Raw genomic sequence first — 24,944 nt, 5'->3', positions numbered from 1 at the left:
CCCACCGCACCGCTCGCGCCCACGCTGCCGAAGCAGTGCTGGGGATTCATGGTCGGGTCGGCCCTGTTCGCTCTCGGCTCGGCACCCGGATTCGGTGATCTCGCCGGCGCCGATGTCGTCAATCTGTGTTACTTCGTCGGCGCGTGGTTCTTCACGGGGGCCGGCCTGATCCAGTTGGTGCGCAGCGCATCGCCCGTCGAGCTGGCGGGATCGATGCCGGGATCGGCAATCCGTGCCGAATGGCTCAGCGCCGCAACCCAAACCGTCGGGACCCTGCTGTTCAACATCTCGACGACGAGCGCCCTGTTTGCCCACACGGTTGCCGGTGAGCGCCACCTCGTGTGGTCTCCCGACGCCGGTGGCTCGGTTGCGTTCCTGATCAGCGGCGCGGTCGCCTTCGCCGCGTACTCCCGGTCGACGGGTCACGGTCTCGACTTCGCGGACCGGGGCTGGTGGTCGGTCCTGATGAATTGGGTGGGGTGTGTCGCGTTCGGGGTGTCGGCCGTCGGTGCCTTCGTCAACAAGGACGGTGTGACAGCCGATGCCATCGCCGCCAACGCCGGGACATTCGTGGGCGCGCTCTGCTTTTTCCTGGCGTCGGCGATCGTGTTGCCGGGAACCCGGCACCGCTGACCCGCGTCGCACGGGAGAACCTGACGACGCCGGCCGGGATCTTCGTCGGCGCAAACGGTGCCGGGTTCTCGGCCACCAGTGTCTACGTGACCACGCACGCAGGATCGGTCCTCGAGATCCCCGGCGCGGTCTCGCCGGTCGCCCGCTGAACCGAAGTACAGTGTGAGCCGTGCGCCACGGCATCTGCATCCTCCCCGACCTGACCTGGGAGCAGTCCCGACCCCGGTGGATCCTGGCCGAGGAGATGGGGTTCGACCACGCCTGGACCTACGACCACCTCGTCTGGGGCGGCCTGCCGGACTCGCTCTGGTCGGCTTGCGTGCCGCTGCTGTCGGCGGCCGCTGTCGTCACGAAGACCATCGGGCTCGGTGCCTTCGTGGTCTCGCCCAATTTCCGTCACCCGGCGGCGTTTTCGCGTGAGGTCGAGACCCTCGCGGACATCTCCGACGGCCGCTTCCTGCTGGGTTTGGGTGTCGGCGGCACACCGGACGACGCCGTGCTCGGGCAGCCGGAACTGACCGTCGGTCAGCGCGTCGACCGATTCCAGGAATTCGTCGGTCTGCTCGGCCGGACGCTGAGCGAGGATCACATCGACGCGGACGGTCCGTACTTCCGCGCGCGGGACATGCGTCTGGGGCGTGGGCCGGTACGAGATCGGGTGCCGTTCCTGCTCGCCGGCAACGGTCCACGCTCGGTGCGGTTCGCCGCGCGTCACGGCGACGCCTGGGTGACCACCGGCCAGGGGACGGAAAGCCTCGACGAGTGGTTCGCATCCGTTGCGCGGGCCGTCGCGGTCCTCGACGAGGAATTGGGTCGGCAACCGGGTCGTCGGATCGACCGATACCTCAGTCTCGAGGCTGCACCGCGTAACCCACTCGAGAGCGTCGACCTCTTCGACGACATGGTCGGGCGCGCAGACGAACTCGGCTTCACCGACGTCATCGTCCCCTGGCCGCGCGACACCGAACCCTACAGGGCATCGATGGACGTTCTCGTGGCGATCGCGGCACGCGGGCTCGGTCGGACCCCGTAGACACGAATCGGGCCGCGCGAAGAGATCGCGCGGCCCGATCGAAACACTGCTGTCAGCTCCGAGAGGGCGTCGGATCGACGACGCTCGGACGCATCAGCTGCTCGGTGCCTCCTCGGCGGCGGCCCCGGCGATCACCGGTTCAGGCGTCGGATCGGGTTCCCCCGCCGCGTCGACCGCGATGTCGGTGGTCGTGTGCGCGGTGGGTGCGGAACCGTAGATCAGTTGTGTGGGAACGAACTTCATGCCCAGCCAGTAGACCGCCATGCCGAGACCGGCGCCGATGAACCAGGTGAAGCTGGCCTGGTAGGCGGTGCCGAAGATGACGACACAGATCGGCAGGATGGAGGCGAAGACAGTCGAGCCCACCGCGACCGGATTCCAGCCGTTGCGGTACCAGTAGGTGCCCTCGGGCTTCATGGTGAACAGGTCGTCGACGACGATCTTCTGCTTCTTGACCAGGTAGAAATCGGCGATCAGGATGCCGAACAGCGGACCGATCACGGCGCCGAGCGTGTCCATCGTGTAGTGGATCGCGGTCGGATTGTTGAAGAGATTCCACGGGGTGATCAGCACCGAACCGATCGCTGCGATCATGCCGCCGGTGCGCCAACTGATCTTGGTGGGGGCCACATTCGAGAAGTCGAAGGCGGGGGACACGAAGTTGGCGACGATGTTGATGCCGATGGTGGCAATGGCGAAGGTCAGCACGCCGAGCACCGCGGCGGTGGTGTTGTCGATCTTGTCGACGATGTGGACCGGGTCGGTGATGATGTTGCCGTCCGCGTCCGTGCCGATCACCGTGACCGCCGCCGAGACGGTGCACACGACGAGCAGCGAGAAGAACAGGAAGTTGACCGGCAGACCCCAGAAGTTGCCCTTCTTCACCTCGCGGAATGTCTTTCCGTAGCGGGAGAAGTCGCCGAAGTTGAGCATCGGGCCGGAGAAGTAGGAGACCACCAGTGCGAACGCGCTGATCATCATCGTGACCGATGACCATCCGGTGAGACCGTCGCCGACCGACAGGTCGAGGCTCACGTTGCCCCAGCCGGCCTTGGCGATCAGGTAACCCGCGAGCGCGATCATGACGACATAGACAGCGGGACCGCAGAAGTCGATGAACTTGCGGATGGTGTCCATGCCGTTCCAGAACACGAACGCCTGCAGGACCCACATCAGGAGGAAGCCGGCCCAGCCGAGCGCCGACAGTCCCATGAACCCGTGCTGGTCGACATCACCCCACGGTTCCAGTCCGGGCCAGAACTTCAGGGCCAGGAGGCCGAACGCGACCGAGGCCAGGTAGGTCTGGATGCCGTACCAGACGACTGCGATGGCGCCGCGGATGATCGCCGGGATGTTGGCACCCTTCACCCCGAAGGACACTCGTGTCGTCACCGGGTACGGGACGCCGGCGATCTGCGAGGGTTTGGCAACGAGGTTGCTGAGAATGTTCACGGCGACGATGCCGACCACGAGGGCGACGAGAACCTGCCATGCGGCGATACCCAGCGCGAACAGGCTACCGGCGAAGACATAACCGCCGACGCTGTGCACGTCGGACATCCAGAACGCGAAGATGTTGTACCAGGTCCACTTCTGTTCTTTCAGTGGAGCGAGATCGGTGTTGGTGAGCCGGTTGTCGTAGCCGGCCTTGATGACGCTCTCGCCCGCGGCGCCGTGATGCGACTGCGCCGCCTCGGCAGGGGTCGGTGTGGACATGTGTTCTCCTGGTTTGTCTCTCAGCGCGAAAACCGCTCTCAGGTGCGGGAATGCTGATGGGACAAAACTAGGAACGGTTTGTTACCTGGTGATGAACGCGCAAATATATTCCGCCGGGTGCACCGGCCGGCGCCCGAGGGTGCCGGTCGTGGGGGGACCCGTCAGTCGTGGCGGACGTCGAGAAGGTCGGCGGTCTCGACGATCGCGATCTCGAGTCGCTGGTGGTGTCGGCGGGCGACCTCGAGGACCGACGGGGTGTCGCGGTCGGCGAAGGCCTCGAGCAGGTCCTCGTGATCGGCGTTGAGTGCTGCCTGCGTCTCGGCGGTCACCGAACGCATCATCTGGAAGGGCTCGGTGAGGTTCCAGGTCGCCTCGAACATGTTGAGAAGTCGCGGCATCGCGCACGGGGTGGTGAGGGCGCGGTGAAACTCGCGGGACACATCGTGAAATGCCTTGCCGTCGTTGTACTTCACCGCGACGAGGAGTTCGGCGTGGCGGTCCCGGGCGATCTGCAGGGCGGACTCGTCGATGAGCTCGACCGACCGCGCCAGCGCGGCCTGTTCCAGGGTGCCACGCACGAAGTAGATCTCACGGAGCTCGTCGGCGGAGGGTTGGTTGACGCGGTACCCGGCGTTGGGCCGGTGCACCACAAGGCCCTCGCCGACCAGGGTCTTGAGCGCTTCGCGCACCGGTATCGGACTGACCCCGAAGGCGTCGGCGATCTCGGCGGGCGGGATCTGGGTACCCGGGGGCGCGCCACCGGACAGGATCAGTCGGCGGAGTTCCTCGAGCACATTGGCACGCTCGTTGCCGGTGCGGGTGTCCGCCAGCTGCGCGAGCAACCGGTCGGTCATCCGCCGGTTCACCGCATCACCCCGGGACGCGTCGGGTACCTCGTGATCCACTCGGCAACGGCCTCGGTCAGCCGATGTTGGTTGCTGCGCTTGACGATCTCGTGGCCCTCGTCGTCGAACATCAGCATCTCGGCGACCGCGCCGCGGGCCTGCAGTTCGGCGACGATCTGTTGCGATTCGCTGACCGGCACGTTGGTGTCGTGCGCGCCGTGCACCACGAGGAGCGGGGCGCGCACGTCGTCGATGCGGTGGATGGGGGAGAGGTCGGCGAGCAGCTCGCGATCGGACTCGGGGTGACCGTATTTGGTATATGCGGCGACGGCGATCCATGGTTCGGTGTTACGGAAGAACGACTCGAGGTCGCTCATGCCGCAGATCGCGATGCCGGCCGCGAACAGGTCGGGGTGGAAGGTCAGGCAGGCCAGCGTCAGGTACCCGCCGTAGGAGCGGCCCGAACAGTACACCGAGTCCGGATCGGCGATCCCCAGGCGGCACAGCAGTTCCGCGCAGTCCGCGGCGTCGTCGATGCCCGCATACCGGCCGTATCGATCGTCGGCGTGGGAGAAAAGGCGGCCGTAACCCGACGAGCCACGGACGTTGGGGGCGAAGACGGTGATCCCGGCGTCGACGAGCGGGCCGAAGAGGAACTGGTAGTCCGGGCGGGTCTGTCCCTCGGGGCCGCCGTGGAAGTAGAGCAGCGTCGGCCCGGGCCGCTCGTCGCGGTTCTTCTTCGCGGCCCGATACAGGAAACCCGACAGCGGCATGCCGTCCCGCGCGAAGAACTCCACGAGCTCGGGGCGGAGGAGACTCGACGGACCCTCACCGGTGACGACGTCGTCGCGCACCGGCGTCACCTTCCGGTTCGGGACATCGATCAGGTGGACGAGCGGGGAGTGCTGGGGGCTCGACACGGTCACCGACACCACCGATCCCGCCGCACTGATCGACAGATCATGAGCGACCTCACCGGGGAGCTCGATCGGCGGATGCAATGTCTGGTCGGGGAGCGTCAGGATCTGCAGCTCGCTGCGGCCCTTGACGTTCCACAACAGGGCGACGGTCGACTGGTCGTGGCTGACGGCGAACTCGTCGAGTCCGATGTCGACGCGTTGTGCCATCACCCGGAACCGGACGCCGAACTTGCTCACCTCGACACCGAGGAGTCGGGGGAATTTCGCGTCGAAGTCGCTGCGCACCAACGCCTGGACGCTGTCGAGGTCGCGGATGGGTTCGTTCGGCGCGGGGACGAAGACCAGCGACGGGTGATCGAAACCCTGGTCGAGCACATAGCCCTGGTCGGTGACGGCGCCGGGGTCCTGGGGGAGCAGCGGCGTCATCGTGACCTCGTCGTCGGGCGAGTCGGGACGGCGCCGGATCAGCAGCATGTCGTGATAGCCGCGCGGGCCGACGCGGACGAGGGTCGCGCCCTTCCAGGAATCGATCAGTTCGCTGCCGACGCGCAGGTCGAGGGTCCGGGCGGTCTGGGTGCCGGGGTGGACGCGCAATGCGTGCGTGGTGCCGTCGTGGTCGATCGCGGTGAGCAGTACCCAGTCGGTGTCCCAGCCGACGAGACGGACGGTCCCGTAGGACCGGCCGTCCGGGCGGGTGGCCGCGATCCGGTGCGCGGTGTCGTCGTCGGGATCGGTGGTCACGACCCAGACTTGGTGGTGTTCACCGCCACTGGGTGCGATCTCGACGGCCAGCCACCGGCTGTCGGTGGAATGCACGATCTTTCGGACCGGACCGGTGGACCGCAGTTTGACCCAGCGCAGGTCGCCGACCCCATCACGTGACAGGGATCGTTGTGCCGCACGGGGATATCCGTTGCCGTCGTCGACGATGTAGGCGAAGGCGCTCCCGTCGGGTGAGAGGGAGGCGCCGTAGGTCTTCCAACCGCGGTCGTCGAAACGTAGAGCAGTCACCGTCGGGCGTTCGCTTCCGTCGTCTGGAGCCACATCTCGAGGAGGGCGACCTGCCAGAGTTCGTTGCCGTCTAGCCGGGTTCGGATGCCGTTGGGGTCGCCGAACAACTTGTCGAGCGCCTCGGGTCGGTAGAGCCCGCGGTCGACGGCGGCCTGCGACCGGAGGGTGTCGTTGACGAGGTCGAGGACCCCGCCGGTGAGGTGGCGGATGCCGGGCACCGGGAAGTAGCCCTTGGTCCGGTCGATCACCGCCGACGGCAGGAGCGACCGGCTCGCCTCCTTGAGAACGCCCTTGCCCCCGTGCGCGAGTTTGAGTTCGGCTGGGCAGGTCGCGGCGAGTTCGACGAACTCATGGTCGAGGAAGGGCACCCGGGCCTCGAGTCCCCACGCCATCGTCATCGTGTCGACGCGTTTGACCGGGTCGTCGACGAGCATGACGGTGGTGTCGAGCCGCAGTGCCGCGTCGACCGAGGTGTCGGCCCCCGGCGCCGACTGATGTGCCTGGGCGAATGCGAAACTGGGGTCGTAACCGGCCTCGAGGAGGTACTCGTCGGCGAGGATGCTGCGGATGTCGGCGTCGTCGCGGTCGAAGAAGACGTTCGCGTAGGCGCGGGTCGTGTCCTGCCGCGGCACCCCGCGTAGCGGCGGGTACCAGCTGTAGCCGCCGAGGATCTCATCGGCGCCCTGCCCGGACTGGACCACCTTGATGGACTTGCTGACCTCCTGGGACAGGAGATAGAAGGCCACGCAGTCGTGGCTGACCATCGGCTCGCCCATCGCCGCGACGGTGTCGGGGATCGCGGGCAGCAACCGGTCGGTGCCGATGTGGATCTTGTGGTGATCCGTCGCGAAGGTGTCGGCGATCAGATCGGAGTAGGCGTACTCGTCGCCCGATTCCCCTGCGGCCGAATCGAATCCGATGCTGAAGGTGGCCAGGTCGGTCTGTCCCTGCTCGGCGAGCAGAGCCACCACGAGTGACGAGTCGACGCCGCCGGACAGGAGCACGCCGACCGGCACGTCGGCGACCATGCGACGCTTCACCGAGGTGCGCAACGAGTCCAGGAGCTCGGCATGCCAACGCTCCTCGCCCCAGTCCGCACGGTCGGGATGTGCTTCGAAGGCCGGTTCCCAGTACTTCCGCTCGGTGCGTCGGCCGTCGGGGTGGATGACCATGACCGTGGCGGGCGGCAGCTTGCGGATCCCGTTGTAGATGGTGTGCGGCGCCGGGACCACCGCGTGGAAGCTGAAATAGTGATGCAGCGCAACACGATCGATCGACGTGTCGACGTCACCTGCACGGAGCAGCGCCTGCACCGACGACGCGAAGCGCAGCCGGCCCGGGGTGTCGGCCAGGTAGAGGGGCTTGATGCCGAGACGGTCACGGCCGAGGGTCACCACGCCGGTGTCGGTGTCGACGATCGCGAACGCGAACATGCCGATGAAATGGTCCACGCAGTCGGGGCCCCAGGCGTGGAAGGCCTTGAGGATCACCTCGCTGTCGGCGTGGGAGAAGAAGGAGTAACCCTTCCCCTCTAGCTCGGCCCGCAGTTCGTGGTGGTTGTAGATGCAGCCGTTGAAGACGAGTGCCAGGCCCAGGGCCGGGTCGATCATCGGCTGGCTGCCCTTCTCGGACAGGTCGATGATCTTCAGGCGCCGATGTCCGAGAGCGACAGACCCTTTCGCGAAGACGCCGCTCCCGTCGGGCCCCCGGCGCGTCATCTCGCAGGTCATCGCGTCGACGGTCGACACCTCGGGCACGCTGCCGTCGAAACGGATCTCGCCGCAGATTCCGCACATGATCTCTGTCCTCCTGCTCGGTGGCGCCTGTCGGGCGGTTCCCCGTCGATACCGTCCCTCTTCGATACTGCCGCACTCGGAGGGGCGGACCCGGGGTCTTGCGCCGCTCCGGCCGGGAGGGCGTCGACGGCGGGGCCATCTCTCACCCTATGAGCATCGCCGCCGGGAGGCAGGCCGAGGTGATGTCGCGGGATTGGCCCGGCACGCCGGGTGAGCTGTGGCTACGATCTGGCGACGGAGGGAGCAACTTTGTTCACACAGGTCAGGTGCCGTATCGGAGGGGTCGTCGGTGTGGTCGTCGGGGCGGTGCTCGCGATGACGGCCGTGGGGTCGGCCCCCGCGTCGGCGGCCCCGCAGGGCTATGCGCCGGGGCCCGGATGCGTATGGCAGCTGATGTCGAACAGCACCGATCTCAACGTCGCTTTCCCCGACGCCAACGCGACCTACTGGGTGCTGCCGTACGCCCTCGGCCCGGGGGACTCGATCCGCCTGTCGGGGACCTTCCCGGCTGCCCGGTACTTCTCGCTCAACACCTACGGCACCGACCTCGACACGGTCGACACCCTGCGCGACAACCAGATCCGGCCCGATGCAGGCAGCATCAACCCCTTCGCCGCGCCGGTCGCGATGCCGCCTGCGTCGAAGCGCACGTGGCACGCGACGGTCGTGCCCGGCGCCGCCGACCACTCGCGCAACGAGATCCGCGGTATCCCGGCCGGTGGTCAGAACGCGCCTGTCGGCTTCCTCATCGTGCGGATCTACGTCCCCGACGACCCGAACTCCCCGAACGGTGGCGTCCCCCTGCCGAACGTGACCTTCTCGATAGGGGGCCAGAAGATCCCCGTCGCGCCGTGCGCGCAGCCGTTCAATCCGCGCGACCACGACGGGCCGATCGCGCAGGCGCTCACGGGGGTCTTCGACGACGCGATCGGCAACGCCGCGTCGGCCTCCCTCCCCGGGAACGCGAAGGAGGCGACCTTCGTGAACCCGGCGAGCACGTCGGGCCTGTTCCCGAACGGCGACAACAAGTACATCGGCTCGCTGCTCAACTACCGGCCCGGACGCGTCGCGGTGATCCGCGGCAAGGCGCCGAGCTTCCCCGACAGTCGGGCCGGGCAGCCGCCGGCCGCTCCCGGCGAGCAACTCCGGTACTGGTCGATGTGTCAGAACGACAAGGTGACGCCCTACCCGGTGGTCGCCTGTGCGGCGGACCACGCGACCCGGATCGACGCCGACGGCTACTACACCTATGTGGTCGCGGCGCCCGGTGACCTGACCGCAGCGCAGGTCGCCGGCTCGGACCTGACCGTCATCCCGTGGGGCAGCACGACCGTGCCGAAGGTCGTGTTCCTGCGCAACATGCTGCCGTCGTCGGAGTTCTACCCGACCAGCGTGCAGGCGTCGCAGGCGAACAAGACCGACCCGGCGTCGTCGATGGGGCCCTACTATCCGCGCGCGACCTACTGCTCCGCCGAGACGGTGCGCACTGCCGGCTGGCAGGCCTGCTACCGGTAGCTACTTCGGGGTCACCCACGTGGTGATGTCACAGTGAACGACCTCGGTGCCCTTGGTGTCGGTGATGCTCACCGAGACGATGACGTCCGTGCCGGTGGTGATGGACGCGAGGTCGACCGGCTCGGCCAGGTGGGCCTCTGCGATGAGCCGGGTGGTGGCCTTCGCCAGATACCGCGTCTCCATCGCCTTGGGGATCCAGCGGTGCGAGGTGGGGGTGGTGGCCTCCATGAGCACACCCATCGCGGCCTCGGCCAGGTTGCAGGCGGCGATCGCGTGAAACGTGCCGATGTGGTTGTGGACCCCGAACCAGTTGGGAGCGGTGACCTTGGCGAAACCGGGCTCCATCTTCTGGACGAGCGGGAACACGGTCCCGAAGTACGGGGCCTTGACGACCAGGCCCAGCGAGAACAGGACGTTCCCGAGAGCGTTGTCGGGAAGCTTCTTGCGCAGGGCGTAGGTGGAACCGATAGCAGCCATGCGGGTATCTTACTCATGAGTCAGTTTGGTGGACCGGGGGTGTGACGAGGTCGGATTTGAATCGGCACCCGTCTCTGTTGCATACTTGTCGGGTTGCCTTGACCGGCAGACGCACGTCGCACACTGTGCAGACACCGCCGAAGTGGTCAGGTGAATGACTCCCAGGCCCGGTTAACGGGGAATGGGCGTGTAACGCGTGCTCCGAATCAGGTTCACGGACTCGACACGCCCGACCGCGGGTGCCGGAGCAAACCGGCTCGTTCCAGAGACGAGCCAACGTACAACGACAGATGAACAGCGTCGATTGCCGAATCTCACACGGCGGTCATGTGCTCAGCCGGCGAGAGCCTGCCCTGGTCACGCGGTGTTTGTCTGTCGAGAACAACTGACGGAAGAGGACACAGCGTGGCGGGACAGAAGATCCGCATCAGGCTCAAGGCCTACGACCACGAGGCGATCGACGCTTCGGCGCGCAAGATCGTGGAGACCGTGACCCGTACGGGTGCACGTGTCGTTGGCCCGGTGCCGTTGCCCACCGAGAAGAACGTGTACTGCGTCATCCGTTCGCCGCACAAGTACAAGGACAGCCGCGAACATTTCGAGATGCGTACCCACAAGCGACTCATCGACATCCTCGACCCGACCCCGAAGACGGTCGACGCGCTCATGCGCATCGACCTGCCGGCCAGTGTCGACGTCAACATCCAGTAGGACGGGGACGAGATAAATCATGAGCAACCAGAGTTCATCCAAGGGCATCCTGGGCACCAAGCTCGGCATGACCCAGGTTTTCGACGAGAACAACCGCGTCGTTCCGGTCACGGTCATCCAGGCCGGCCCGAACGTCATCACCCAGCTCCGTACGCAGGACCGTGACGGCTACACCGCTGTCCAGCTCGCCTACGGTGCCATCGATCCCCGCAAGGTGACCAAGCCGGTCGCCGGCCAGTACGAGAAGGCCGGGGTCACCCCGCGCCGTCACCTGGCCGAGATCCGCGTCAACGACGTCAGCGAGTTCGAGATCGGTCAGGAACTGACCGCCGAGATCTTCGCCGACGGCGCGCTGGTCGACGTCACGGGCACCTCGAAGGGCAAGGGTTTCGCCGGCGTCATGAAGCGCCACGGCTTCGCCGGTCTGGGCGCCAGCCACGGCGCTCACCGCGTGCACCGCGCACCCGGCTCGATCGGTGGCTGCGCCACCCCGGGTCGCGTGTTCAAGGGCATGCGGATGGCCGGTCGTATGGGTAACGACAAGGTGACCACGCAGAACCTCACCGTCCACAAGGTGGACGCCGAGGCCGGCCTGCTGCTGATCAAGGGAGCGATCCCGGGTCGCAAGGGCGGCATCGTGGTGGTCCGCGACGCAGTGAAGGGTGGTGCGAAGTAGTGAGCACCGAGACCACGACCAAGTTGACGCTGGACGTCAAGACCGCCGACGGCAAGACCAACGGAACCGTTGACCTGCCGGCCGCGCTGTTCGACGCTCCCGCCAACATCGCGCTGATGCACCAGGTCGTCGTGGCCCAGCAGGCCGCGGCTCGCCAGGGCACGCACTCGACCAAGACCCGCGGCGAGGTCCGCGGCGGTGGCGCCAAGCCTTACCGCCAGAAGGGCACCGGCCGTGCGCGTCAGGGTTCGACCCGTGCACCGCAGTTCACCGGCGGTGGCACCGTCCACGGCCCGCAGCCGCGTGACTACAGCCAGCGCACCCCCAAGAAGATGAAGGCCGCCGCCCTGCGCGGTGCGCTGAGCGATCGCGCTCGCAACGAGCGCATCCACGTGATCACCGAACTGGTTGCGGGGCAGGCCCCCTCGACCAAGGCGGCTCGCGAGTTCCTGGAGAGCCTCTCCGATCGTCGCAAGTTCCTGGTCGTTCTCGGCCGCGAGGACCTGACGGCGTGGAAGAGCGTGGCGAACCTGAACAACGTGCTCCCGATCGCTCCCGATCAGCTCAACACCTACGACGTCCTGGATTCGGACGAGGTTGTGTTCAGCGTCGAGACGCTCAATGCCTTCATCGAGCAGAACACGGCGGATGCCAAGGCTGCCGTCGAGAAGACAGCAGAGGAGGCCTGACATGACGACCGTTGCCGATCCGCGCGACATCATCCTGGCGCCCGTGATCTCCGAGAAGTCCTATGGACTCATGGAGGACAACGTGTACACCTTCCTGGTGCACCCGGAGTCCAACAAGACCGAGATCAAGATCGCGATCGAGAAGATCTTCGGTGTGAAGGTTGCCAGCGTCAACACCGCGAACCGACAGGGCAAGCGCAAGCGGACCCGCTCCGGCTACGGCCAGCGCAAGTCCACCAAGCGCGCCATCGTGTCGCTGACCGCAGACAGCAAGCCCATCGAGATCTTCGGAGGCTCGGTCAGCTGACCGGGACTTCGGCGAGAAGGACTAGATACTCATGGCTATTCGTAAGTACAAGCCGACGACCCCGGGTCGTCGTGGAGCCAGCGGCTCCGACTTCGCCGAGGTCACCCGTGACCATCCGGAGAAGTCGCTGGTGCGTCCGCTCCACGGGCGCGGTGGCCGTAACGCTCACGGCCGCATCACCACTCGTCACAAGGGTGGCGGCCACAAGCGTGCCTACCGTCTGATCGACTTCCGTCGTAACGACAAAGACGGCATCAACGCCAAGGTCGCTCACATCGAGTACGACCCCAACCGCACCGCGCGCATCGCGCTGCTGCACTACGTCGACGGCGAGAAGCGCTACATCATCGCGCCGAAGAACCTGAAGCAGGGCGACATCGTCGAGAGCGGTCCGGCCGCCGACATCAAGCCCGGCAACAACCTGCCGCTGCGCAACATCCCGACCGGTACCCAGGTCCACGCCGTGGAGCTGCGCCCGGGCGGTGGCGCCAAGATGGCACGTAGCGCCGGCGCGTCGATCCAGCTGCTCGGCAAGGAAGGCGCCTACGCCACGCTGCGTATGCCTTCCGGCGAGATCCGTCGTGTCGACGTGCGCTGCCGCGCAACCGTCGGCGAGGTGGGCAACGCCGAGCAGAGCAACATCAACTGGGGCAAGGCCGGCCGTATGCGCTGGAAGGGCAAGCGCCCGACCGTCCGCGGTGTCGTCATGAACCCGGTTGACCACCCGCATGGTGGTGGTGAGGGCAAGACCTCCGGTGGTCGCCACCCGGTCTCGCCGTGGGGTAAGCCCGAGGGCCGCACCCGCAAGAACAAGGCCAGCGACAAGCTGATCGTCCGTCGCCGTCGCACCGGCAAGAACAAGCGATAACAGGAGGAGGTAAGAGAATGCCACGCAGCCTCAAGAAGGGCCCGTTCGTCGACGACCACCTCCTGAAGAAGGTGGACGATCAGAACGAAAAGGGAACCAAGCAGGTCATCAAGACCTGGTCCCGCCGTTCGACCATCATTCCCGACTTCATCGGTCACACCTTTGCCGTCCATGACGGACGCAAGCACGTGCCGGTGTTCATCTCGGACTCGATGGTCGGTCACAAGCTGGGCGAGTTCGCCCCCACCCGCACCTTCAAGGGTCACATCAAGGATGACCGGAAAGCGAAGCGCCGCTGATGACTACGCAGACCGATAATCCGACCGCCAAGGCCACCGCGAAGTTCGTGCGCGTCACGCCGATGAAGGCCCGCCGCGTGCTGGACCTCATCCGCGGCAAGAACGTGGACGAGGCACTGGACATTCTGCGGTTCGCCCCGCAGTCGGCGTCCGAGCCCGTGTACAAGGTGCTGGCCAGCGCTGTCGCCAACGCAGAGAACAACCTGGATCTGGATCGCCGGACCCTGGTCGTCGCCACCGCGTTCGCCGACGAGGGCCCGACCCTCAAGCGCTTCCAGCCGCGTGCCCAGGGCCGCGCATTCCGTATCCGCAAGCGCACCAGCCACATCACCGTGGTCGTGGAGAGCCTGCCGGAGAAGGCAGCCGGCGGCCGTGGCCGCTCGCGTCAGCCGAAGAAGAAGGGAGCCTAGTAGTGGGCCAGAAAATCAACCCGCACGGCTTCCGTCTGGGCATCACCACCGACTGGAAGTCGCGGTGGTACGCCGACAAGCAGTACGCGGACTACGTCAAGGAAGATGTCGCGATCCGCAAGCTCCTCTCCACGGGGCTCGAGCGCGCAGGCATCGCGAAGGTGGAGATCGAGCGCACCCGTGACCGGGTTCGCGTCGACATCCACACCGCGCGTCCGGGCATCGTCATCGGTCGCCGTGGCGCCGAGGCCGATCGCATCCGCGGCGACCTGGAGAAGCTGACCGGTAAGCAGGTCCAGCTGAACATCCTCGAGGTCAAGAACGCAGAGTCCGAGGCCCAGCTGGTGGCCCAGGGCGTCGCCGAGCAGCTGAGCAACCGTGTGGCGTTCCGCCGCGCGATGCGCAAGGCGATCCAGTCGGCGATGCGTCAGCCGAACGTGAAGGGCATCCGGGTCCAGTGCTCGGGTCGTCTGGGCGGCGCTGAGATGAGCCGCAGTGAGTTCTACCGCGAGGGACGCGTGCCGCTGCACACGCTGCGCGCCGACATCGACTACGGACTCTACGAAGCCAAGACCACCTTCGGCCGTATCGGTGTGAAGGTGTGGATCTACAAGGGCGACATCGTCGGTGGACGTCGCGAGCTGGCTGCGGCCGCTCCGGCAGCCGAGGATCGCCGTCCGCGCCGGCCCAGCCGGCCCCGGCGTAGCGGTGCCTCGGGCACCACTGCGACGAGCACCGACGCCGCTCGCGCGGCCGAGGCCGCTCCCGCCGAGGCCACTGCTGGTGCGGCTGAGAAGCAGGAGGGCTAGGCCATGTTGATCCCACGTCGGGTCAAGCACCGCAAGCAGCATCACCCCAGCCTCAAGGGGCAGGCCAAGGGCGGCACCAAGGTGACGTTCGGCGATTACGGCATCCAGGCTCTGGAAGGCGCGTACATCACGAACCGTCAGATCGAGTCCGCTCGTATCGCGATCAACCGGCACATCAAGCGTGGCGGCAAGGTCTGGATCAACATCTTCCCGGACCGCCCGCTCACCAAGAAGCCGGCCGAAACCCGCATGGGTTCGGGTAAGGGTTCGCCCGAGTGGTGGGTCGCCCCGGTCAAGCCGGGTCGCGTGCTGTTCGAGATGACCTACCCGAATGAGGAGATCGCTCGCGAGGCCCTGCGCCGCGCCCAGCACAAGCTCCCCATCAAGACCCGGATCGTGACACGAGAGGAGCAGTTCTGATGTCTCTCGGAGTTGCTGCGAACGAGCTGCGCGAGCTCAACGACGCCGATCTGGTCGACCGCCTGAAGGAGTCGAAGGAAGAGCTCTTCAACCTTCGCTTCCAGATGGCCACCGGCCAGCTCGACAACAACCGCCGTCTGCGCACCGTGCGTCGCGAGATCGCACGTATCTACACCGTCATGCGTGAGCGTGAGCTGGGCCTGGCGTCGGGACCGGAAGGTGAAGACGCATGAGTGAGGACCAGAAAGTGACCGAAAACCAGGCTGCCGAGCGTAACCGCCGCAAGGAGCGGATCGGCTACGTGGTCAGCGACAAGATGCAGAAGACCATCGTGGTCGAGCTGGAAGATCGTAAGAGCCACCCGCTCTACAAGAAGATCATCCGGACCACGAGCAAGGTCAAGGCACACGACGAGAACGGCGATGCCGGCGTCGGTGACCGCGTGCGGATCATGGAGACCCGCCCGCTGTCGGCGACCAAGCACTGGCGTCTGGTCGAGGTGCTGGAGAAGGCCAAGTAAGCCGACTCCCAGCGAGATCGACACCCGAACGGCCCGTTCCCCTCTCGAGGGGGACGGGCCGTTTGTCGTGCCGGGGGTGCGTACGCCGTTCCCGTTGGTTCCCCCGATGGATTGACCGCGTCACCGGTGGATGTGAGGGTTGACCTGATGGCCGCGACCGATGCATCTCTCTCCGACAAACCGACGGAACATCCGGCTTGGGTGCGTCGGATCTTCGAATCCGACTCGGCCGAGCCGGATCTCGACCATGTCCGCCGGATAGGCGCGCGCTTCCTCGGCCTCGGCTTCATCGGCTACCCGATCGTCTCGTTCGCGGCGATCGCCTCCGCCGCCACGGTGACCGCCTCCTGGTGGGTTCCGCTGAGCATCCTGCTGTCCGTCGGGCCCGGAATCCTCCTGATTCTCTTCAGCTTCCGCCGGGGCGTGTCCTGGCTCGGCCCCCTGGCCCTGGCCACCTGGGGTGGCTATCTGTTGGCCATCGCGCTGTGGTTCCCGGCGTGGACCGGGACCACGCTTGCCGACCCGGAGGACGTGGCGCAGTGGATGATCGCGTTCTGCGGAATGCCGAGCATGGTGTTGATGCTCGTCAATGCCAGGCTCGGTGCGATCAGTCTCGTCGTGTCGTCCGTTGTCTCGCATGTCTCGCAGCAACTCGGGCGGTTCGGGGCGATCACCTCGGATCTGGTGTTCGAGATCGTGTGGTCGGTCGTGTTCACCGCGGTCTTCCTCGCGGTTGTCCTCGTGGCCGCCCGCACCGGACGGCATCTGGACGAGACCCGTGAGGAGACCTACCGGAACGCGGCGAATGTCGCGGCGGAGGCGGCCCGCGAGGTCGAGAAGGCACGGTTCGACGCCATCGTCCACGGCCGGGTGATCGCGTCCCTGCTCGCGGTGCAACCGGGCACACCGGATCACCGCCTCGCCGCACAGGCCCGCTCCGCTCTCGAGGAACTGGTCCGCGTGCCGACCGAAGGCGACGCCGAATTGGTGTCACGAGCGGAGACGCTCCGCCGGATCAGGTCGGCCGCCGCCGACGTCTCCGAGCGATTCGAGGTCCAGGTCCTCGGCGCTGCGGCCGACTCCGACGGTACGAGGGTCGCTCGGTGGGACCACGTCGACTATCCCGTGGAAGTCGTGCAGGCGGTTGTCGAGGCGATGTCCGAGGCGCTGCGCAACGTCGTCCGGCACGCCGGGCCCGATGCCGAGTGCGCGGTGATCGTGCAGCTCGCGCCGGAGGTGCTGAGCATGGCGGTCGTCGACAACGGCACCGGCTTCGATCCGGACTCGGTGGGCCCCGGTCGGGTCGGGATCGCGGTCAGCATCCGCGGCCGGATGTCCCGACTGCCCGGTGGCCACGCGCAGGTGCACAGTCGGCCGGGCCGTGGGACCACCGTCCAGATCGGGTGGGAGCGGTCGTGATCGGGGACCGGGCACGCCACCGGGACGCGGAGCGGGGAGCGGTCGTCAACGCCTTCGGCATCGGCTCGCGTCCGTTGTGGGTGACGATGGGAGCCTTCGGTTGCGGTTATCTCGCCGTCACCGTGTACGCCAACGCGGATGTGACCGGGGTGTGGCAGTGGGTCGGGATCATCGCCGGTTTCCTGTTCTTCGCAGCCGGCGCATTCCTGATCCTCGACGCGCCCGGCGACCCGTTGCCGGTGCCGACCACGGTGCTGATCGCAGTGCTGGCAGTCGCCGGGGTGACAGCCTCCCTGTTCTCGCTGCCGTTCCCGTTGACGCATGTCATGCAGACCGGCCCGTCCATTGGTGCGTCGGTCATCGTCCTCGCCTTCGTCGCGGTGCGCGGCCGACCACTGGCAGCGTGGAGCGCGAGCATCGTGATCTCGCTGGTGGCGACCGAGTGGGGGCATGTCGCGATCGGGGATGCGATGTGGGGTCTGGCGGTGACCCTGCCCGGCTACGCGATCATGATCATGGGCTCGTTGTTCTCGCTCATGCTGCGGCCGATGGCCCGGCAACTGTACGGGCTGCGTGAGGCCAACGAACGGCAGGCGGCGCGTGATGCTGCGGCGGCCGCGGCGGCCGAGGTTCGGAGCCGGCGCCTGGCAGCGCTCGACGAACGTGCCCGGCCGATTCTCACCCGCATCGCCGAGCGACAGGAGTTCAGTGCCGAGGAGGTCGCCGTCGCCCGCCTCATCGAAGCCCAGCTCCGCGACGGCATCCGAGCATCGGATCTCGACATGCCGGAGGTCCGGGACGCGGCGTGGCGTGCTCGGCAGCGGGGCGTGAAGGTGGTGCTGCTCGACGACGGCGGTCTGTCCGTCCTCGCCGAAGAGGAGGCCGCGCGGACTCGTGACCGGCTTGGTGCCGCGGTTGCCGAACTCCTTGCCGACGCCGAGAGCGGTCGCGTGACCGTTCGCATCCACCCGCCGGGTCGGAACACTCTGGCGTCGGTGGGGGTCGACACCGACGATCAGGTGGAACTGGTCGAGTTCACGACCGCGGGGGCAGCTCTTCAAGAGGCTTCGGCGGACCGGCGGTTGTCCAGATGAGCACGACGACACGGTCCCACAGCACCGTGGGTGCGGTGCGTGCGGCGCGTGTCGTCGATCGCGTTCGCCGAGGCCTGGGGCGCGGTATCCGCGAGGACTCTTCCGACCTCGACCGGCAGAAGCGGATCGGGTGCAGGTTCGTCGGGAGCGGACTCCTCGCCTTTGCCACCGTCATGATTCCGGTCGCCGTGATGCGAGCCGACCTCGCGGCATCCTGGTGGACGCCGGTGAGCTTTCTGCTGGTGGTCGTGCCCGCCGTTCTCTTGGTGGCCTCGACCTTCCTGACCGTTCCGCGAGCTCTGCTGGGACTGGTCTGTGCCTGCGCATTGGGTTATCTCGCTGCGACGCTCCTGTGGTTCCCGGCCTGGCTCGGTGAACCGGATGAGGAGGCCCGCTGGGCGGTGTGGCTGTTGCAGTTCCCGTCGGTGCCGAGCTTCGGACTGGTCGTCATGCTGCGCACCGGCCTGGCCGTGACTAACCTGGTCGTCGCCACCTTCGCCGTGCACGCCGCCAACCAGATCGCCCGCTACGGGGAGTTCCGTCCCGTCGAGTTGCTGAGTGTCCCGCTGTCCGCGGCGCTTGCAGGGGTGTTCCTGGCCGTGGCCTTGGCTGCGGTGCGCAACGTGCGTGCCCTCGACGCGCGGCACCCCGCAGTCCTTTCGATGACCGCGAGGGCCGCTGCCGGCGCGGCACAGGAGGCGGAGCGTTCCCGGTTCGCCGCCTTGATCCACGACCACGTGATCGCCACCCTCCTGGCCGTTCGGGAGGGGCCACCCGACCCGCGGCTCGCGGAGCAGGCGGCATCGGCGATCGACGAACTCGACCGCAGCACCGTACCGCCGTCAGAAGTCACGGCTCGGACCTTCGACTCGCGGATGGAGGAGACCGTCGCTTCGATGGGCGGGTTCGCCTCGTACACGCACGTCGTCACGTCACCCGGGGTGGGTTATCCGGCGCAGGTCGTGGAGGATGTGGTCGACTGCGTGGCCGAGGCCACCCGGAACTGTGTGCGGCATGCGGGCCCGGACGCGCGCTGCGAGGTCACCGCCGAGTTCGGGCGCGGCTTCGTGAAGGTGACCGTGGTCGATGACGGAGTGGGCTTCGATCCCGCCGTCGTCGATCCGAGGCGCTTCGGTATCGCGGTCGGCATCCGTGCGCGAATGGCCGGTCTGCCGGGCGGCAGCGCCGAGATCAAGAGCGCGCCGGGCCAGGGCACGGCCGTCACCGTCGAATGGAGGCGGCCATGAACTCGCATCCGATGCCCGAGGAAGCGATCGACCTCGACGCGACGACCGAGAATCTTTTCGGACTCGGCTCGCCGCTGCTCGTCAGAGCTCTCCTCGTCTTCGCGTTGATCTACGTGGCCGTGACCATCGGCGCCGGTTGGCAGATCCGATCGGTCGGCACCTGGGTCGCGCTGACGGCGGGTTTCGTCCTGTTCGTGGTGGCCACGTCTTTGCTCATGCGCTACGGCCGGACGACGCTGCCGTGGGGCACCGCAGCGGTGGTGACCGTCCTGACCGTCGCCGGACTCGCGATGTCGTTCTGGACTCTCTCGCTCGACACGTACCTGACCCTTCAGACCACGCCCGCGAGCTCGGCGTTGACGATCATCCTGGCCATGGTGGTGCTGTACCGGCGCCCTCTGTTCGCGTGGGTGGGGGCGTTCTGCGCCACTGGGCTGGCTGCGGTCACCGGGCAGATGATCGGCATCGGCTACGCGGTCGGGGCCGGCAACACCCTCTTCTGCTATCCCGTCCTGGTGCTGGCAACACTGTTCGGGCTCATGGCGATCCCGATGCCCGACCGCCTCCGCAGCCTTCGGGAGCAGGCGTTCGCGCAGGCGGCGGAGGAGGCCGCGACGGCGGCGTCGGCCGACGAACGGAGAAGGCAGCTCGAGCGTCTCGACGCGGGCGCACGTCCGATCCTGGAGCAGATCGTCGGCGGACACGAGTTCGGCCCCGAGGAGGCGCGCGACGTACGCCTGACGGAGGCGCAGCTCCGCGACACCATCCGCGCGCCCGGCTGGGACGCGCCGGAGGTGGCTGAGTCGGTGTGGGCCGTGCGTCGACGCGGCGTCTCCGTCCGGTTGCTCGACGACGGCGCCCTCGACGACTACGCGTCAGACGACCTCGGCGACGAATCCTCGCCCGGGAGCCTCGCACGGCGGATGCTCGTCGAAGAGTTGACCGCGGTCGAGTCGACCTCCGCCGCTCACGGCAGTGTCACCGCCCGCATCCTGCCGGCGGGACGGGACGTGCTCGCCTCGATCGTGGTCGACGTCGGCCTCCGCATGCGCCGGGTGGAGATCCACCGGGACTCCGGCGTCAGCGTGGACGCCACCCCGGTGGGAGATGTGGACACCTCGGGGACCGCCCCAGGTCCGGTCGCCCCGGCTTGAGGCGATCCGTCAGGGCTGCTGATCCCGGAGCCAGGCCAGGACGTCGCGCGTGACCGGTCGCGCGGCATCGGCGTACTCCGGATGCTTCTTCAGGAACGCCGCAACGAGGGGGCAGACCCCGACGATGACCAGCCCGCGCGACCGGGCGTCGTCGAGTGCTTCTCGAACCAGGATCGTCGCGAGTCCCCGGCCACCGAACTCCTCGGCGACCTCGGTGTGGAAGAAGACCCGCTCGGTGACCGCGCCGGTGTCATCGGAGCGGTCGCGGTACTCGGCGAAACCCGCGACGACACCGTCGGACGTCCCTTCGACGGTGATCTCGTAGCGCCGGGCCGAGCCGTTGTCGCGTACCGACGTGGTTGCACCGGTCTTGTCGGTGGTCTGCTCGTGTTGGGTCACGGTGTCACCTTGCCATGATCGGCCCCTCTGCGGACCACGGGAAGTTGATCCACTTGTCCGTCGTACGCCAGGTGTAGTCGGGAACCGTGATGGTGTACGGCTTCTTGTACAGAACGGCGCTGCGTACCTCCGCGACGCGGCCCTGCTCCTCACAGAAGTCGTTGACCAGCTTGAGAGTCTTCCCGGTGTCAGCCACATCGTCGACGACCAGCACCCGCTGGTCGGTCAATCCGCTCGACTCGAGCAGGGACGGCAGCATGACCGGCTCCGAGAGGGTCTCGCCGACGCCGGTGTAGAACTCCACGTTCAGCGAGATCATCAACTTGCAGTCCAGCGCGTATGCGATCGCGCCGGCGGGGATGAGGCCGCCGCGCGCGATGCCCAGGATGATGTCGGGCGCGAAACCGTCGTCGACGACCTGTTGGGCGAGCTCGCGGCAGGCGACGCCGTTGAGCTCCCAGGACAGGATCTCTCGCTCGGTGTCAGAAGGGGGCATGAGGAGACTGTCCCAGAGCACGGCCGGCGGCGCTGCGTTCGGGCCCGAAATCGGACATGTGTCCGCCAGTCGAGAGACACGACAGTCACCGGGTGATTGCCAACCCTGGGATGGATAGGCTGGTATGGGTCCGGGTCCGAAGCTCGGAGTCGCAGCGTAGGTAATCGACTGAAAGAAGAGATGCCCGTGGCCTCTGGTCAGCAATCCTCCGATGAGATGCGCCAACCTCGGCATCGGCGACCCGAAGACGATCTCCCGACGGACGATCGGCCGACGCCGGCAGCCGCCGAGAACGACCCGGACGCCGTTGCGGCGAAATTGCGGGAATGGCGCCTGGAGAACGAGCGGAGGAACGCAGCCACCGGCACGCGAGAGAGTACGACACCGGTTGTGGACGCAGCGACCACCTCGGAAGAGGACGAACCAGCGCATCTCGTGCATTCGGTGACGTCCGCTGGTCCGGGTGTCGAAACCGCACCCCAGACGAGTGCCCTCGACGGCAGCGATCGACCTGCCGAAGACGATCTGAAACTGCGGGATCATGCGCCTCAGCAGCCGGCGACGACTGTCGCGGGCGCGAGTCCTGCTGATGTTCGCGAGTCGGGACGCCTTGCACCGACCGGTGCGGCTGCGATCGATGTGAGGAACCTGCAGAAGCGCTTCAAGGACACTCTCGCCGTTCAGGACGTCAGCTTCACAGTGCCGGCCGGCAGTATCGTCGCGCTACTCGGACCCAACGGTGCCGGCAAGACGACCACTGTCAACATGCTGTGCACGCTCCTGAAGCCGGACGGTGGCTCGGCAACCGTGGACGGGCACGACGTCGTCGCCGAATCCGCCGCAGTCCGTCGGTCCATCATGCTGACGGGGCAGTTCGCTGCCCTCGACGAGGCGCTGACCGGGCGCGAGAACCTGATCCTGTTCGGTCGCCTGCTCGGGCTCTCCAAGTCTGCTGCCCGGGCCCGTGCAGACGAGTTGCTCGAGACGTTCTCGCTGGTCGAGGCCGGCGGCAAACGTGTCGGGCAGTACTCGGGCGGCATGCGGCGGCGTATCGACATCGCCTGCGGACTCGTCACCTCGCCGAAAGTGGTCTTCCTCGACGAACCGACCACCGGTCTCGATCCCCGCAGTCGTCTCGAGGTGTGGTCGTTGGTCGGACGACTCCGCGACGAGGGCGTCACCATCCTGCTCACCACGCAGTACCTCGAAGAGGCCGATGTCCTGTCCGACAACATCATTGTCATCGACAAGGGACGCGTGATCGCCCAGGGAACCTCTGACGAGCTCAAGGAGGCCACCGGCGCGGCGTACTGCGAGGTCACCCCCGCCCGTGCCGGTGATCTGCCGCGGCTGTTGGAGGTCCTGGCCGATCTCGTCCCGGAGGGCGCGGCGCACACCGACGACCACGCGGTCTCCGTTCCGGCGCCGCGCGGTACGGAGACGCTGGTGGAAGTCATCCGTCGCACCACCGAAGCCGAGATCGAACTCTCCGACGTCGCGATGCGACGCCCTTCGCTCGACGAGGTGTTCCTGGCGTTGACCGATCCCGATCGCAGCGGGAAGTAGGCGTCATGTCGGTGTCCGAAGTCGGCTCTTTGTCTGCGTCCACAGGCGTACCCGCAGAAGCCCGAACCCGCCCGCTGCAACAGTGGTGGGCGCTCACATTGCGTGGTGTCTCCAAGGTTTTCCGCAACGGTGAGTTCGTGTTCGCGTTCGTTTCCCCGGTCTTCCTCGCAGTGTGTTTCTATCTGCCCCTGAGTAGCCTGATGGATTCGTTCGGCGTGAGCTACGGACAGTTCTTGATGCCCATCATCGTGCTGCAATCCGTGGGCTTCGCCGCGTCGTCGGCCGCGATGCGCTCGTCTTTCGACGACACCCAGGGAATCAACACGCGTTTTCGCGTGCTGCCGATGCCGGTGGCGGTTCCGATGTGTGCGCGGCTGGCCACGAATGTGGCCCTGCTCGTCGTGTCCTTGATCTGCGCGACAGTTGCCTGCGCCGCCATCGGGTGGCGCCCGATGGGTGGACTCGTCGGCACAGTCGGTCTCTACACCGTGGCGTTCACCGTCGGTGTTCTCGTCGCCCTGCTGGCGGACGGGATCGGCCTGGTGGCAGGTAGTCCAGAGGCGACCAGTCAGGCCATGATGCTCCCGACCCTCATCCTGGGGATGATGTCGACCGGCTTCGTGCCCGTCTCGCAGTTCCCCGAGTGGATCCAGCCGTTCGTCCGCAACCAACCCATCTCGCAGTTCGTGAACGTGATGCGAGCCACCGATTACGGGGCCCTGAGCTGGGAGATCCTCCAACCGACGATCTGGTGGTGCATCGGTCTTCTGGGAATCGCCGTGCTCCTCCTCGTGATGGGTAGCCGGAAGGGGCGTTCATGAGTGCGCCTCATGCCGACGGCGGCGCAACGTCGTTGCAGAGCGAGCCGTCGACGATGCAGGGAGATGTCGGTTCCGTAGGTGCCGGCGCGGTCAGCGTCCACCCCGAAGCCTCGATCCGCGCTTGGTGGAGCCAGAGCCTCGCACTGACCGGGCGCCAGTTGCTCGTCTTCGTACGTGACGTCCCGACGCTTCTCCAGTCGCTGATCGTTCCCGCTTTGAGCATGCTGATGTTCAAGGTCGTGCTCGGCGACGCCATCGGACGAGCAACCGGCCAGGACAGCGCCTACGGCACGGTTCCGCTGGTGATCCTCGTCGGCGCGATGTTCGGGTCGATCGCTTCGGCGACACGACTCAACCGGGAACGGTCGACCGGGCTGCTGGCCCGCTTGTACGTCCTGCCGATCAACAGGGGCGCCGACCTCACCTCCCGCGTGGCCGCGGACTTGACCCGAGTGCTGGTCACGACGCTGCTGCTGCTGGCCGCCGGGCACCTGATCGGCTTCCGTTTCACGCAGGGCGTCGGACCGGCCATCGGCTTGGTTCTGGTCGCGTTGGCCTACGGTGCGGCGTTCGGCATTATGACGCTGGCGCTGGCCGTCAACGCGGCACCGGGGGCGCCGATCGTGCCGTACCTGGGTCTCTTCTCGAGCCTGTTGATGTTCTTCAACTCGGGGTTCTCGCCACTGAGCGCGTACCCGGATTGGTTGCAGCCGATCGTGGCGAACCAACCGATGACGCCGGCCATCGATCTGATGCGAGCGCTGGCGGTCGGAGGCCCGATCGCGGAGAACCTCCTCAAGGTGAGCATCTGGACGGTTGCGCTGCTGGCGCTGTCGATCTACCCCGCGCTGCGCGGATACCGGAAGGCCGCGACCGCCAGGTGAGGCCATCATCGACCGGTCGTTCGCATCCGATAACGTGTTGTGCGTCCGATCGGTGGGTACACCGGCGAGTAGAGCAGGGTTCGAGGCACGCGCCGCAGGCTGGCCAACGTCTTCGAACGCACGGTCTCGACTGTTCTCGGTGTCGGTTTCGGATCCGCTGATCTGGTGAAACCGGATATGAACACGGCGAGCCGCCCTGCTCGCACGTA

At 66.9% G+C, this 24,944-nt stretch carries 28 protein-coding genes; 21 read left to right on the top strand and 7 right to left on the bottom strand.

Going from position 1 to position 24,944, the window contains the following annotated elements; translation table 11 throughout:
• Positions 1 to 48 precede the first annotated feature (48 nt).
• Together GONAM_RS07120 and GONAM_RS07115 are read left to right on the top strand one after the other, a co-directional pair.
• Complete coding sequence (locus GONAM_RS07120; RefSeq protein WP_006866083.1) at positions 49 to 633, top strand: hypothetical protein; 585 nt, start codon at positions 49 to 51, stop codon at positions 631 to 633.
• A gap of 169 nt (positions 634 to 802) precedes the next feature.
• On the top strand, positions 803 to 1,666 hold the full coding sequence (locus GONAM_RS07115) for an LLM class flavin-dependent oxidoreductase (RefSeq protein WP_006866082.1): 864 nt from the start codon (positions 803 to 805) through the stop codon (positions 1,664 to 1,666).
• Positions 1,667 to 1,759: 93 nt separating this feature from the next.
• Here the strand turns inward: GONAM_RS07115 and GONAM_RS07110 are convergent, their stop codons facing one another.
• The 4 genes from GONAM_RS07110 to GONAM_RS07095 all read right to left on the bottom strand — a co-directional run bounded on the left by GONAM_RS07110 (position 1,760) and on the right by GONAM_RS07095 (position 7,954).
• A complete protein-coding gene (locus GONAM_RS07110) occupies positions 1,760 to 3,382 on the bottom strand; it encodes an NCS1 family nucleobase:cation symporter-1 (protein WP_006866081.1) in 1,623 nt (540 codons plus the stop codon).
• Between the two features lie 161 nt (positions 3,383 to 3,543).
• Positions 3,544 to 4,236 carry a GntR family transcriptional regulator gene (locus GONAM_RS07105; RefSeq protein ID WP_006866080.1) on the bottom strand — a complete coding sequence of 231 codons (693 nt, stop codon included), beginning with the start codon at positions 4,234 to 4,236 and terminating at the stop codon, positions 3,544 to 3,546.
• A gap of 8 nt (positions 4,237 to 4,244) precedes the next feature.
• Positions 4,245 to 6,158 (bottom strand): alpha/beta hydrolase family protein, encoded by a 1,914-nt coding sequence (locus tag GONAM_RS07100; protein ID WP_006866079.1) that lies wholly within the window; start codon positions 6,156 to 6,158, stop codon positions 4,245 to 4,247.
• Positions 6,155 to 7,954 carry an N-acetylglutaminylglutamine amidotransferase gene (locus GONAM_RS07095; protein ID WP_006866078.1) on the bottom strand — a complete coding sequence of 600 codons (1,800 nt, stop codon included), beginning with the start codon at positions 7,952 to 7,954 and terminating at the stop codon, positions 6,155 to 6,157. The genes GONAM_RS07100 and GONAM_RS07095 overlap by 4 nt, the downstream gene beginning before the upstream one ends.
• A 315-nt stretch (positions 7,955 to 8,269) precedes the next feature.
• Here GONAM_RS07095 and GONAM_RS07090 point away from each other — a divergent pair, with 315 nt between their 5' ends.
• Complete coding sequence (locus GONAM_RS07090; protein WP_051992510.1) at positions 8,270 to 9,469, top strand: hypothetical protein; 1,200 nt, start codon at positions 8,270 to 8,272, stop codon at positions 9,467 to 9,469.
• On the opposite strand, the gene GONAM_RS07085 is transcribed toward GONAM_RS07090, so the two are convergent.
• Positions 9,470 to 9,946, bottom strand: coding sequence for a hotdog fold domain-containing protein (locus tag GONAM_RS07085; protein ID WP_006866076.1), 477 nt, complete (start codon positions 9,944 to 9,946; stop codon positions 9,470 to 9,472).
• A gap of 405 nt (positions 9,947 to 10,351) precedes the next feature.
• Between GONAM_RS07085 and rpsJ the strand changes: the two genes are divergently transcribed.
• The 15 genes from rpsJ (at position 10,352) to GONAM_RS07010 (ending at position 20,569) form a co-directional block, all read left to right on the top strand.
• Positions 10,352 to 10,657: a 30S ribosomal protein S10 gene (gene rpsJ, locus GONAM_RS07080; protein ID WP_003938093.1), complete on the top strand. Its 306-nt coding sequence runs from the start codon at positions 10,352 to 10,354 to the stop codon at positions 10,655 to 10,657.
• A gap of 19 nt (positions 10,658 to 10,676) precedes the next feature.
• Positions 10,677 to 11,333 carry a 50S ribosomal protein L3 gene (gene rplC, locus GONAM_RS07075; protein ID WP_005194633.1) on the top strand — a complete coding sequence of 219 codons (657 nt, stop codon included), beginning with the start codon at positions 10,677 to 10,679 and terminating at the stop codon, positions 11,331 to 11,333.
• Positions 11,333 to 12,022, top strand: a complete 690-nt coding sequence (rplD, locus tag GONAM_RS07070) for a 50S ribosomal protein L4 (protein WP_006866075.1) — start codon at positions 11,333 to 11,335, stop codon at positions 12,020 to 12,022. Before rplC ends, rplD begins: the two co-directional genes overlap by 1 nt.
• Before the next feature lies 1 nt (position 12,023).
• Positions 12,024 to 12,329: a 50S ribosomal protein L23 gene (rplW, locus tag GONAM_RS07065; protein WP_005194638.1), complete on the top strand. Its 306-nt coding sequence runs from the start codon at positions 12,024 to 12,026 to the stop codon at positions 12,327 to 12,329.
• 31 nt (positions 12,330 to 12,360) lie between these two features.
• Complete coding sequence (rplB, locus tag GONAM_RS07060; RefSeq protein ID WP_005194639.1) at positions 12,361 to 13,197, top strand: 50S ribosomal protein L2; 837 nt, start codon at positions 12,361 to 12,363, stop codon at positions 13,195 to 13,197.
• 17 nt (positions 13,198 to 13,214) lie between these two features.
• A complete protein-coding gene (gene rpsS / locus GONAM_RS07055) occupies positions 13,215 to 13,496 on the top strand; it encodes a 30S ribosomal protein S19 (RefSeq protein WP_006866074.1) in 282 nt (93 codons plus the stop codon).
• Positions 13,496 to 13,906 carry a 50S ribosomal protein L22 gene (gene rplV / locus GONAM_RS07050; protein WP_005194644.1) on the top strand — a complete coding sequence of 137 codons (411 nt, stop codon included), beginning with the start codon at positions 13,496 to 13,498 and terminating at the stop codon, positions 13,904 to 13,906. The genes rpsS and rplV overlap by 1 nt, the downstream gene beginning before the upstream one ends.
• Positions 13,907 to 13,908: 2 nt before the next feature.
• Positions 13,909 to 14,715 carry a 30S ribosomal protein S3 gene (gene rpsC / locus GONAM_RS07045; RefSeq protein ID WP_004020549.1) on the top strand — a complete coding sequence of 269 codons (807 nt, stop codon included), beginning with the start codon at positions 13,909 to 13,911 and terminating at the stop codon, positions 14,713 to 14,715.
• Positions 14,716 to 14,718: 3 nt separating this feature from the next.
• On the top strand, positions 14,719 to 15,135 hold the full coding sequence (gene rplP, locus GONAM_RS07040) for a 50S ribosomal protein L16 (RefSeq protein ID WP_004020548.1): 417 nt from the start codon (positions 14,719 to 14,721) through the stop codon (positions 15,133 to 15,135).
• Positions 15,135 to 15,368, top strand: a complete 234-nt coding sequence (rpmC, locus tag GONAM_RS07035; RefSeq protein ID WP_005194647.1) for a 50S ribosomal protein L29 — start codon at positions 15,135 to 15,137, stop codon at positions 15,366 to 15,368. Before rplP ends, rpmC begins: the two co-directional genes overlap by 1 nt.
• A complete protein-coding gene (gene rpsQ / locus GONAM_RS07030; RefSeq protein WP_005194649.1) occupies positions 15,365 to 15,655 on the top strand; it encodes a 30S ribosomal protein S17 in 291 nt (96 codons plus the stop codon). The genes rpmC and rpsQ overlap by 4 nt, the downstream gene beginning before the upstream one ends.
• A 147-nt stretch (positions 15,656 to 15,802) precedes the next feature.
• A complete protein-coding gene (locus GONAM_RS07025) occupies positions 15,803 to 17,074 on the top strand; it encodes a sensor histidine kinase (RefSeq protein ID WP_006866073.1) in 1,272 nt (423 codons plus the stop codon).
• Positions 17,071 to 18,168 carry a DUF8320 family protein gene (locus GONAM_RS07020; RefSeq protein ID WP_006866072.1) on the top strand — a complete coding sequence of 366 codons (1,098 nt, stop codon included), beginning with the start codon at positions 17,071 to 17,073 and terminating at the stop codon, positions 18,166 to 18,168. Before GONAM_RS07025 ends, GONAM_RS07020 begins: the two co-directional genes overlap by 4 nt.
• A complete protein-coding gene (locus tag GONAM_RS07015) occupies positions 18,165 to 19,415 on the top strand; it encodes a sensor histidine kinase (protein ID WP_006866071.1) in 1,251 nt (416 codons plus the stop codon). Before GONAM_RS07020 ends, GONAM_RS07015 begins: the two co-directional genes overlap by 4 nt.
• On the top strand, positions 19,412 to 20,569 hold the full coding sequence (locus GONAM_RS07010) for a DUF8320 family protein (RefSeq protein WP_006866070.1): 1,158 nt from the start codon (positions 19,412 to 19,414) through the stop codon (positions 20,567 to 20,569). The genes GONAM_RS07015 and GONAM_RS07010 overlap by 4 nt, the downstream gene beginning before the upstream one ends.
• A 9-nt stretch (positions 20,570 to 20,578) precedes the next feature.
• Here GONAM_RS07010 and GONAM_RS07005 read toward each other — a convergent pair whose 3' ends face one another.
• Both GONAM_RS07005 and GONAM_RS07000 read right to left on the bottom strand, forming a co-directional pair.
• Complete coding sequence (locus GONAM_RS07005) at positions 20,579 to 20,968, bottom strand: GNAT family N-acetyltransferase (protein WP_006866069.1); 390 nt, start codon at positions 20,966 to 20,968, stop codon at positions 20,579 to 20,581.
• Between the two features lie 4 nt (positions 20,969 to 20,972).
• Entirely contained in the window at positions 20,973 to 21,464 is a 492-nt protein-coding gene (locus tag GONAM_RS07000; RefSeq protein ID WP_040535737.1) for a phosphoribosyltransferase, read from the bottom strand.
• Positions 21,465 to 21,644: 180 nt separating this feature from the next.
• Here GONAM_RS07000 and GONAM_RS06995 point away from each other — a divergent pair, with 180 nt between their 5' ends.
• Genes GONAM_RS06995 through GONAM_RS06985 form a run of 3 tightly spaced genes read left to right on the top strand, consistent with a single transcriptional unit; the run spans position 21,645 to position 24,735 of the window.
• Positions 21,645 to 23,030: an ATP-binding cassette domain-containing protein gene (locus GONAM_RS06995; RefSeq protein ID WP_006866067.1), complete on the top strand. Its 1,386-nt coding sequence runs from the start codon at positions 21,645 to 21,647 to the stop codon at positions 23,028 to 23,030.
• Between the two features lie 5 nt (positions 23,031 to 23,035).
• On the top strand, positions 23,036 to 23,851 hold the full coding sequence (locus GONAM_RS06990) for an ABC transporter permease (RefSeq protein WP_006866066.1): 816 nt from the start codon (positions 23,036 to 23,038) through the stop codon (positions 23,849 to 23,851).
• A gap of 53 nt (positions 23,852 to 23,904) precedes the next feature.
• The gene (locus GONAM_RS06985; RefSeq protein WP_245548588.1) at positions 23,905 to 24,735 is read left to right on the top strand and encodes an ABC transporter permease; all 831 of its coding nucleotides are present in this window, start codon (positions 23,905 to 23,907) and stop codon (positions 24,733 to 24,735) included.
• Positions 24,736 to 24,944 lie beyond the last annotated feature (209 nt).

Origin of the sequence: Gordonia namibiensis NBRC 108229, from assembly GCF_000298235.1 — a bacterium.
In the GTDB taxonomy this organism is placed as follows: Bacteria; Actinomycetota; Actinomycetes; order Mycobacteriales; family Mycobacteriaceae; genus Gordonia; species Gordonia namibiensis.
Note: the sequence above shows the minus strand (reverse complement) of the source record. Positions and strands in the feature narration are given on the sequence as shown.

What these genes read in the sequence shown, in the direction of transcription:
- rplW (WP_005194638.1), top strand. Translation starts at nt 12,024, where the DNA reads ATGACGACCGTTGCCGATCCGCGCGACATCATCCTGGCGCCCGTGATC.
- GONAM_RS07000 (WP_040535737.1), bottom strand. Translation starts at nt 21,464, where the DNA reads ATGCCCCCTTCTGACACCGAGCGAGAGATCCTGTCCTGGGAGCTCAAC.
- rplC (WP_005194633.1), top strand. Translation starts at nt 10,677, where the DNA reads ATGAGCAACCAGAGTTCATCCAAGGGCATCCTGGGCACCAAGCTCGGC.
- GONAM_RS07015 (WP_006866071.1), top strand. Translation starts at nt 18,165, where the DNA reads ATGAGCACGACGACACGGTCCCACAGCACCGTGGGTGCGGTGCGTGCG.
- rplB (WP_005194639.1), top strand. Translation starts at nt 12,361, where the DNA reads ATGGCTATTCGTAAGTACAAGCCGACGACCCCGGGTCGTCGTGGAGCC.
- rpsQ (WP_005194649.1), top strand. Translation starts at nt 15,365, where the DNA reads ATGAGTGAGGACCAGAAAGTGACCGAAAACCAGGCTGCCGAGCGTAAC.
- GONAM_RS07110 (WP_006866081.1), bottom strand. Translation starts at nt 3,382, where the DNA reads ATGTCCACACCGACCCCTGCCGAGGCGGCGCAGTCGCATCACGGCGCC.
- GONAM_RS07105 (WP_006866080.1), bottom strand. Translation starts at nt 4,236, where the DNA reads ATGACCGACCGGTTGCTCGCGCAGCTGGCGGACACCCGCACCGGCAAC.
- GONAM_RS07085 (WP_006866076.1), bottom strand. Translation starts at nt 9,946, where the DNA reads ATGGCTGCTATCGGTTCCACCTACGCCCTGCGCAAGAAGCTTCCCGAC.
- GONAM_RS06995 (WP_006866067.1), top strand. Translation starts at nt 21,645, where the DNA reads ATGCCCGTGGCCTCTGGTCAGCAATCCTCCGATGAGATGCGCCAACCT.
- GONAM_RS06985 (WP_245548588.1), top strand. Translation starts at nt 23,905, where the DNA reads ATGCAGGGAGATGTCGGTTCCGTAGGTGCCGGCGCGGTCAGCGTCCAC.
- GONAM_RS07090 (WP_051992510.1), top strand. Translation starts at nt 8,270, where the DNA reads ATGACGGCCGTGGGGTCGGCCCCCGCGTCGGCGGCCCCGCAGGGCTAT.
- GONAM_RS07025 (WP_006866073.1), top strand. Translation starts at nt 15,803, where the DNA reads ATGGCCGCGACCGATGCATCTCTCTCCGACAAACCGACGGAACATCCG.
- rplP (WP_004020548.1), top strand. Translation starts at nt 14,719, where the DNA reads ATGTTGATCCCACGTCGGGTCAAGCACCGCAAGCAGCATCACCCCAGC.
- rplV (WP_005194644.1), top strand. Translation starts at nt 13,496, where the DNA reads ATGACTACGCAGACCGATAATCCGACCGCCAAGGCCACCGCGAAGTTC.
- rpsS (WP_006866074.1), top strand. Translation starts at nt 13,215, where the DNA reads ATGCCACGCAGCCTCAAGAAGGGCCCGTTCGTCGACGACCACCTCCTG.
- GONAM_RS07095 (WP_006866078.1), bottom strand. Translation starts at nt 7,954, where the DNA reads ATGTGCGGAATCTGCGGCGAGATCCGTTTCGACGGCAGCGTGCCCGAG.
- GONAM_RS06990 (WP_006866066.1), top strand. Translation starts at nt 23,036, where the DNA reads ATGTCGGTGTCCGAAGTCGGCTCTTTGTCTGCGTCCACAGGCGTACCC.
- GONAM_RS07120 (WP_006866083.1), top strand. Translation starts at nt 49, where the DNA reads ATGGTCGGGTCGGCCCTGTTCGCTCTCGGCTCGGCACCCGGATTCGGT.
- rpmC (WP_005194647.1), top strand. Translation starts at nt 15,135, where the DNA reads ATGTCTCTCGGAGTTGCTGCGAACGAGCTGCGCGAGCTCAACGACGCC.
- GONAM_RS07010 (WP_006866070.1), top strand. Translation starts at nt 19,412, where the DNA reads ATGAACTCGCATCCGATGCCCGAGGAAGCGATCGACCTCGACGCGACG.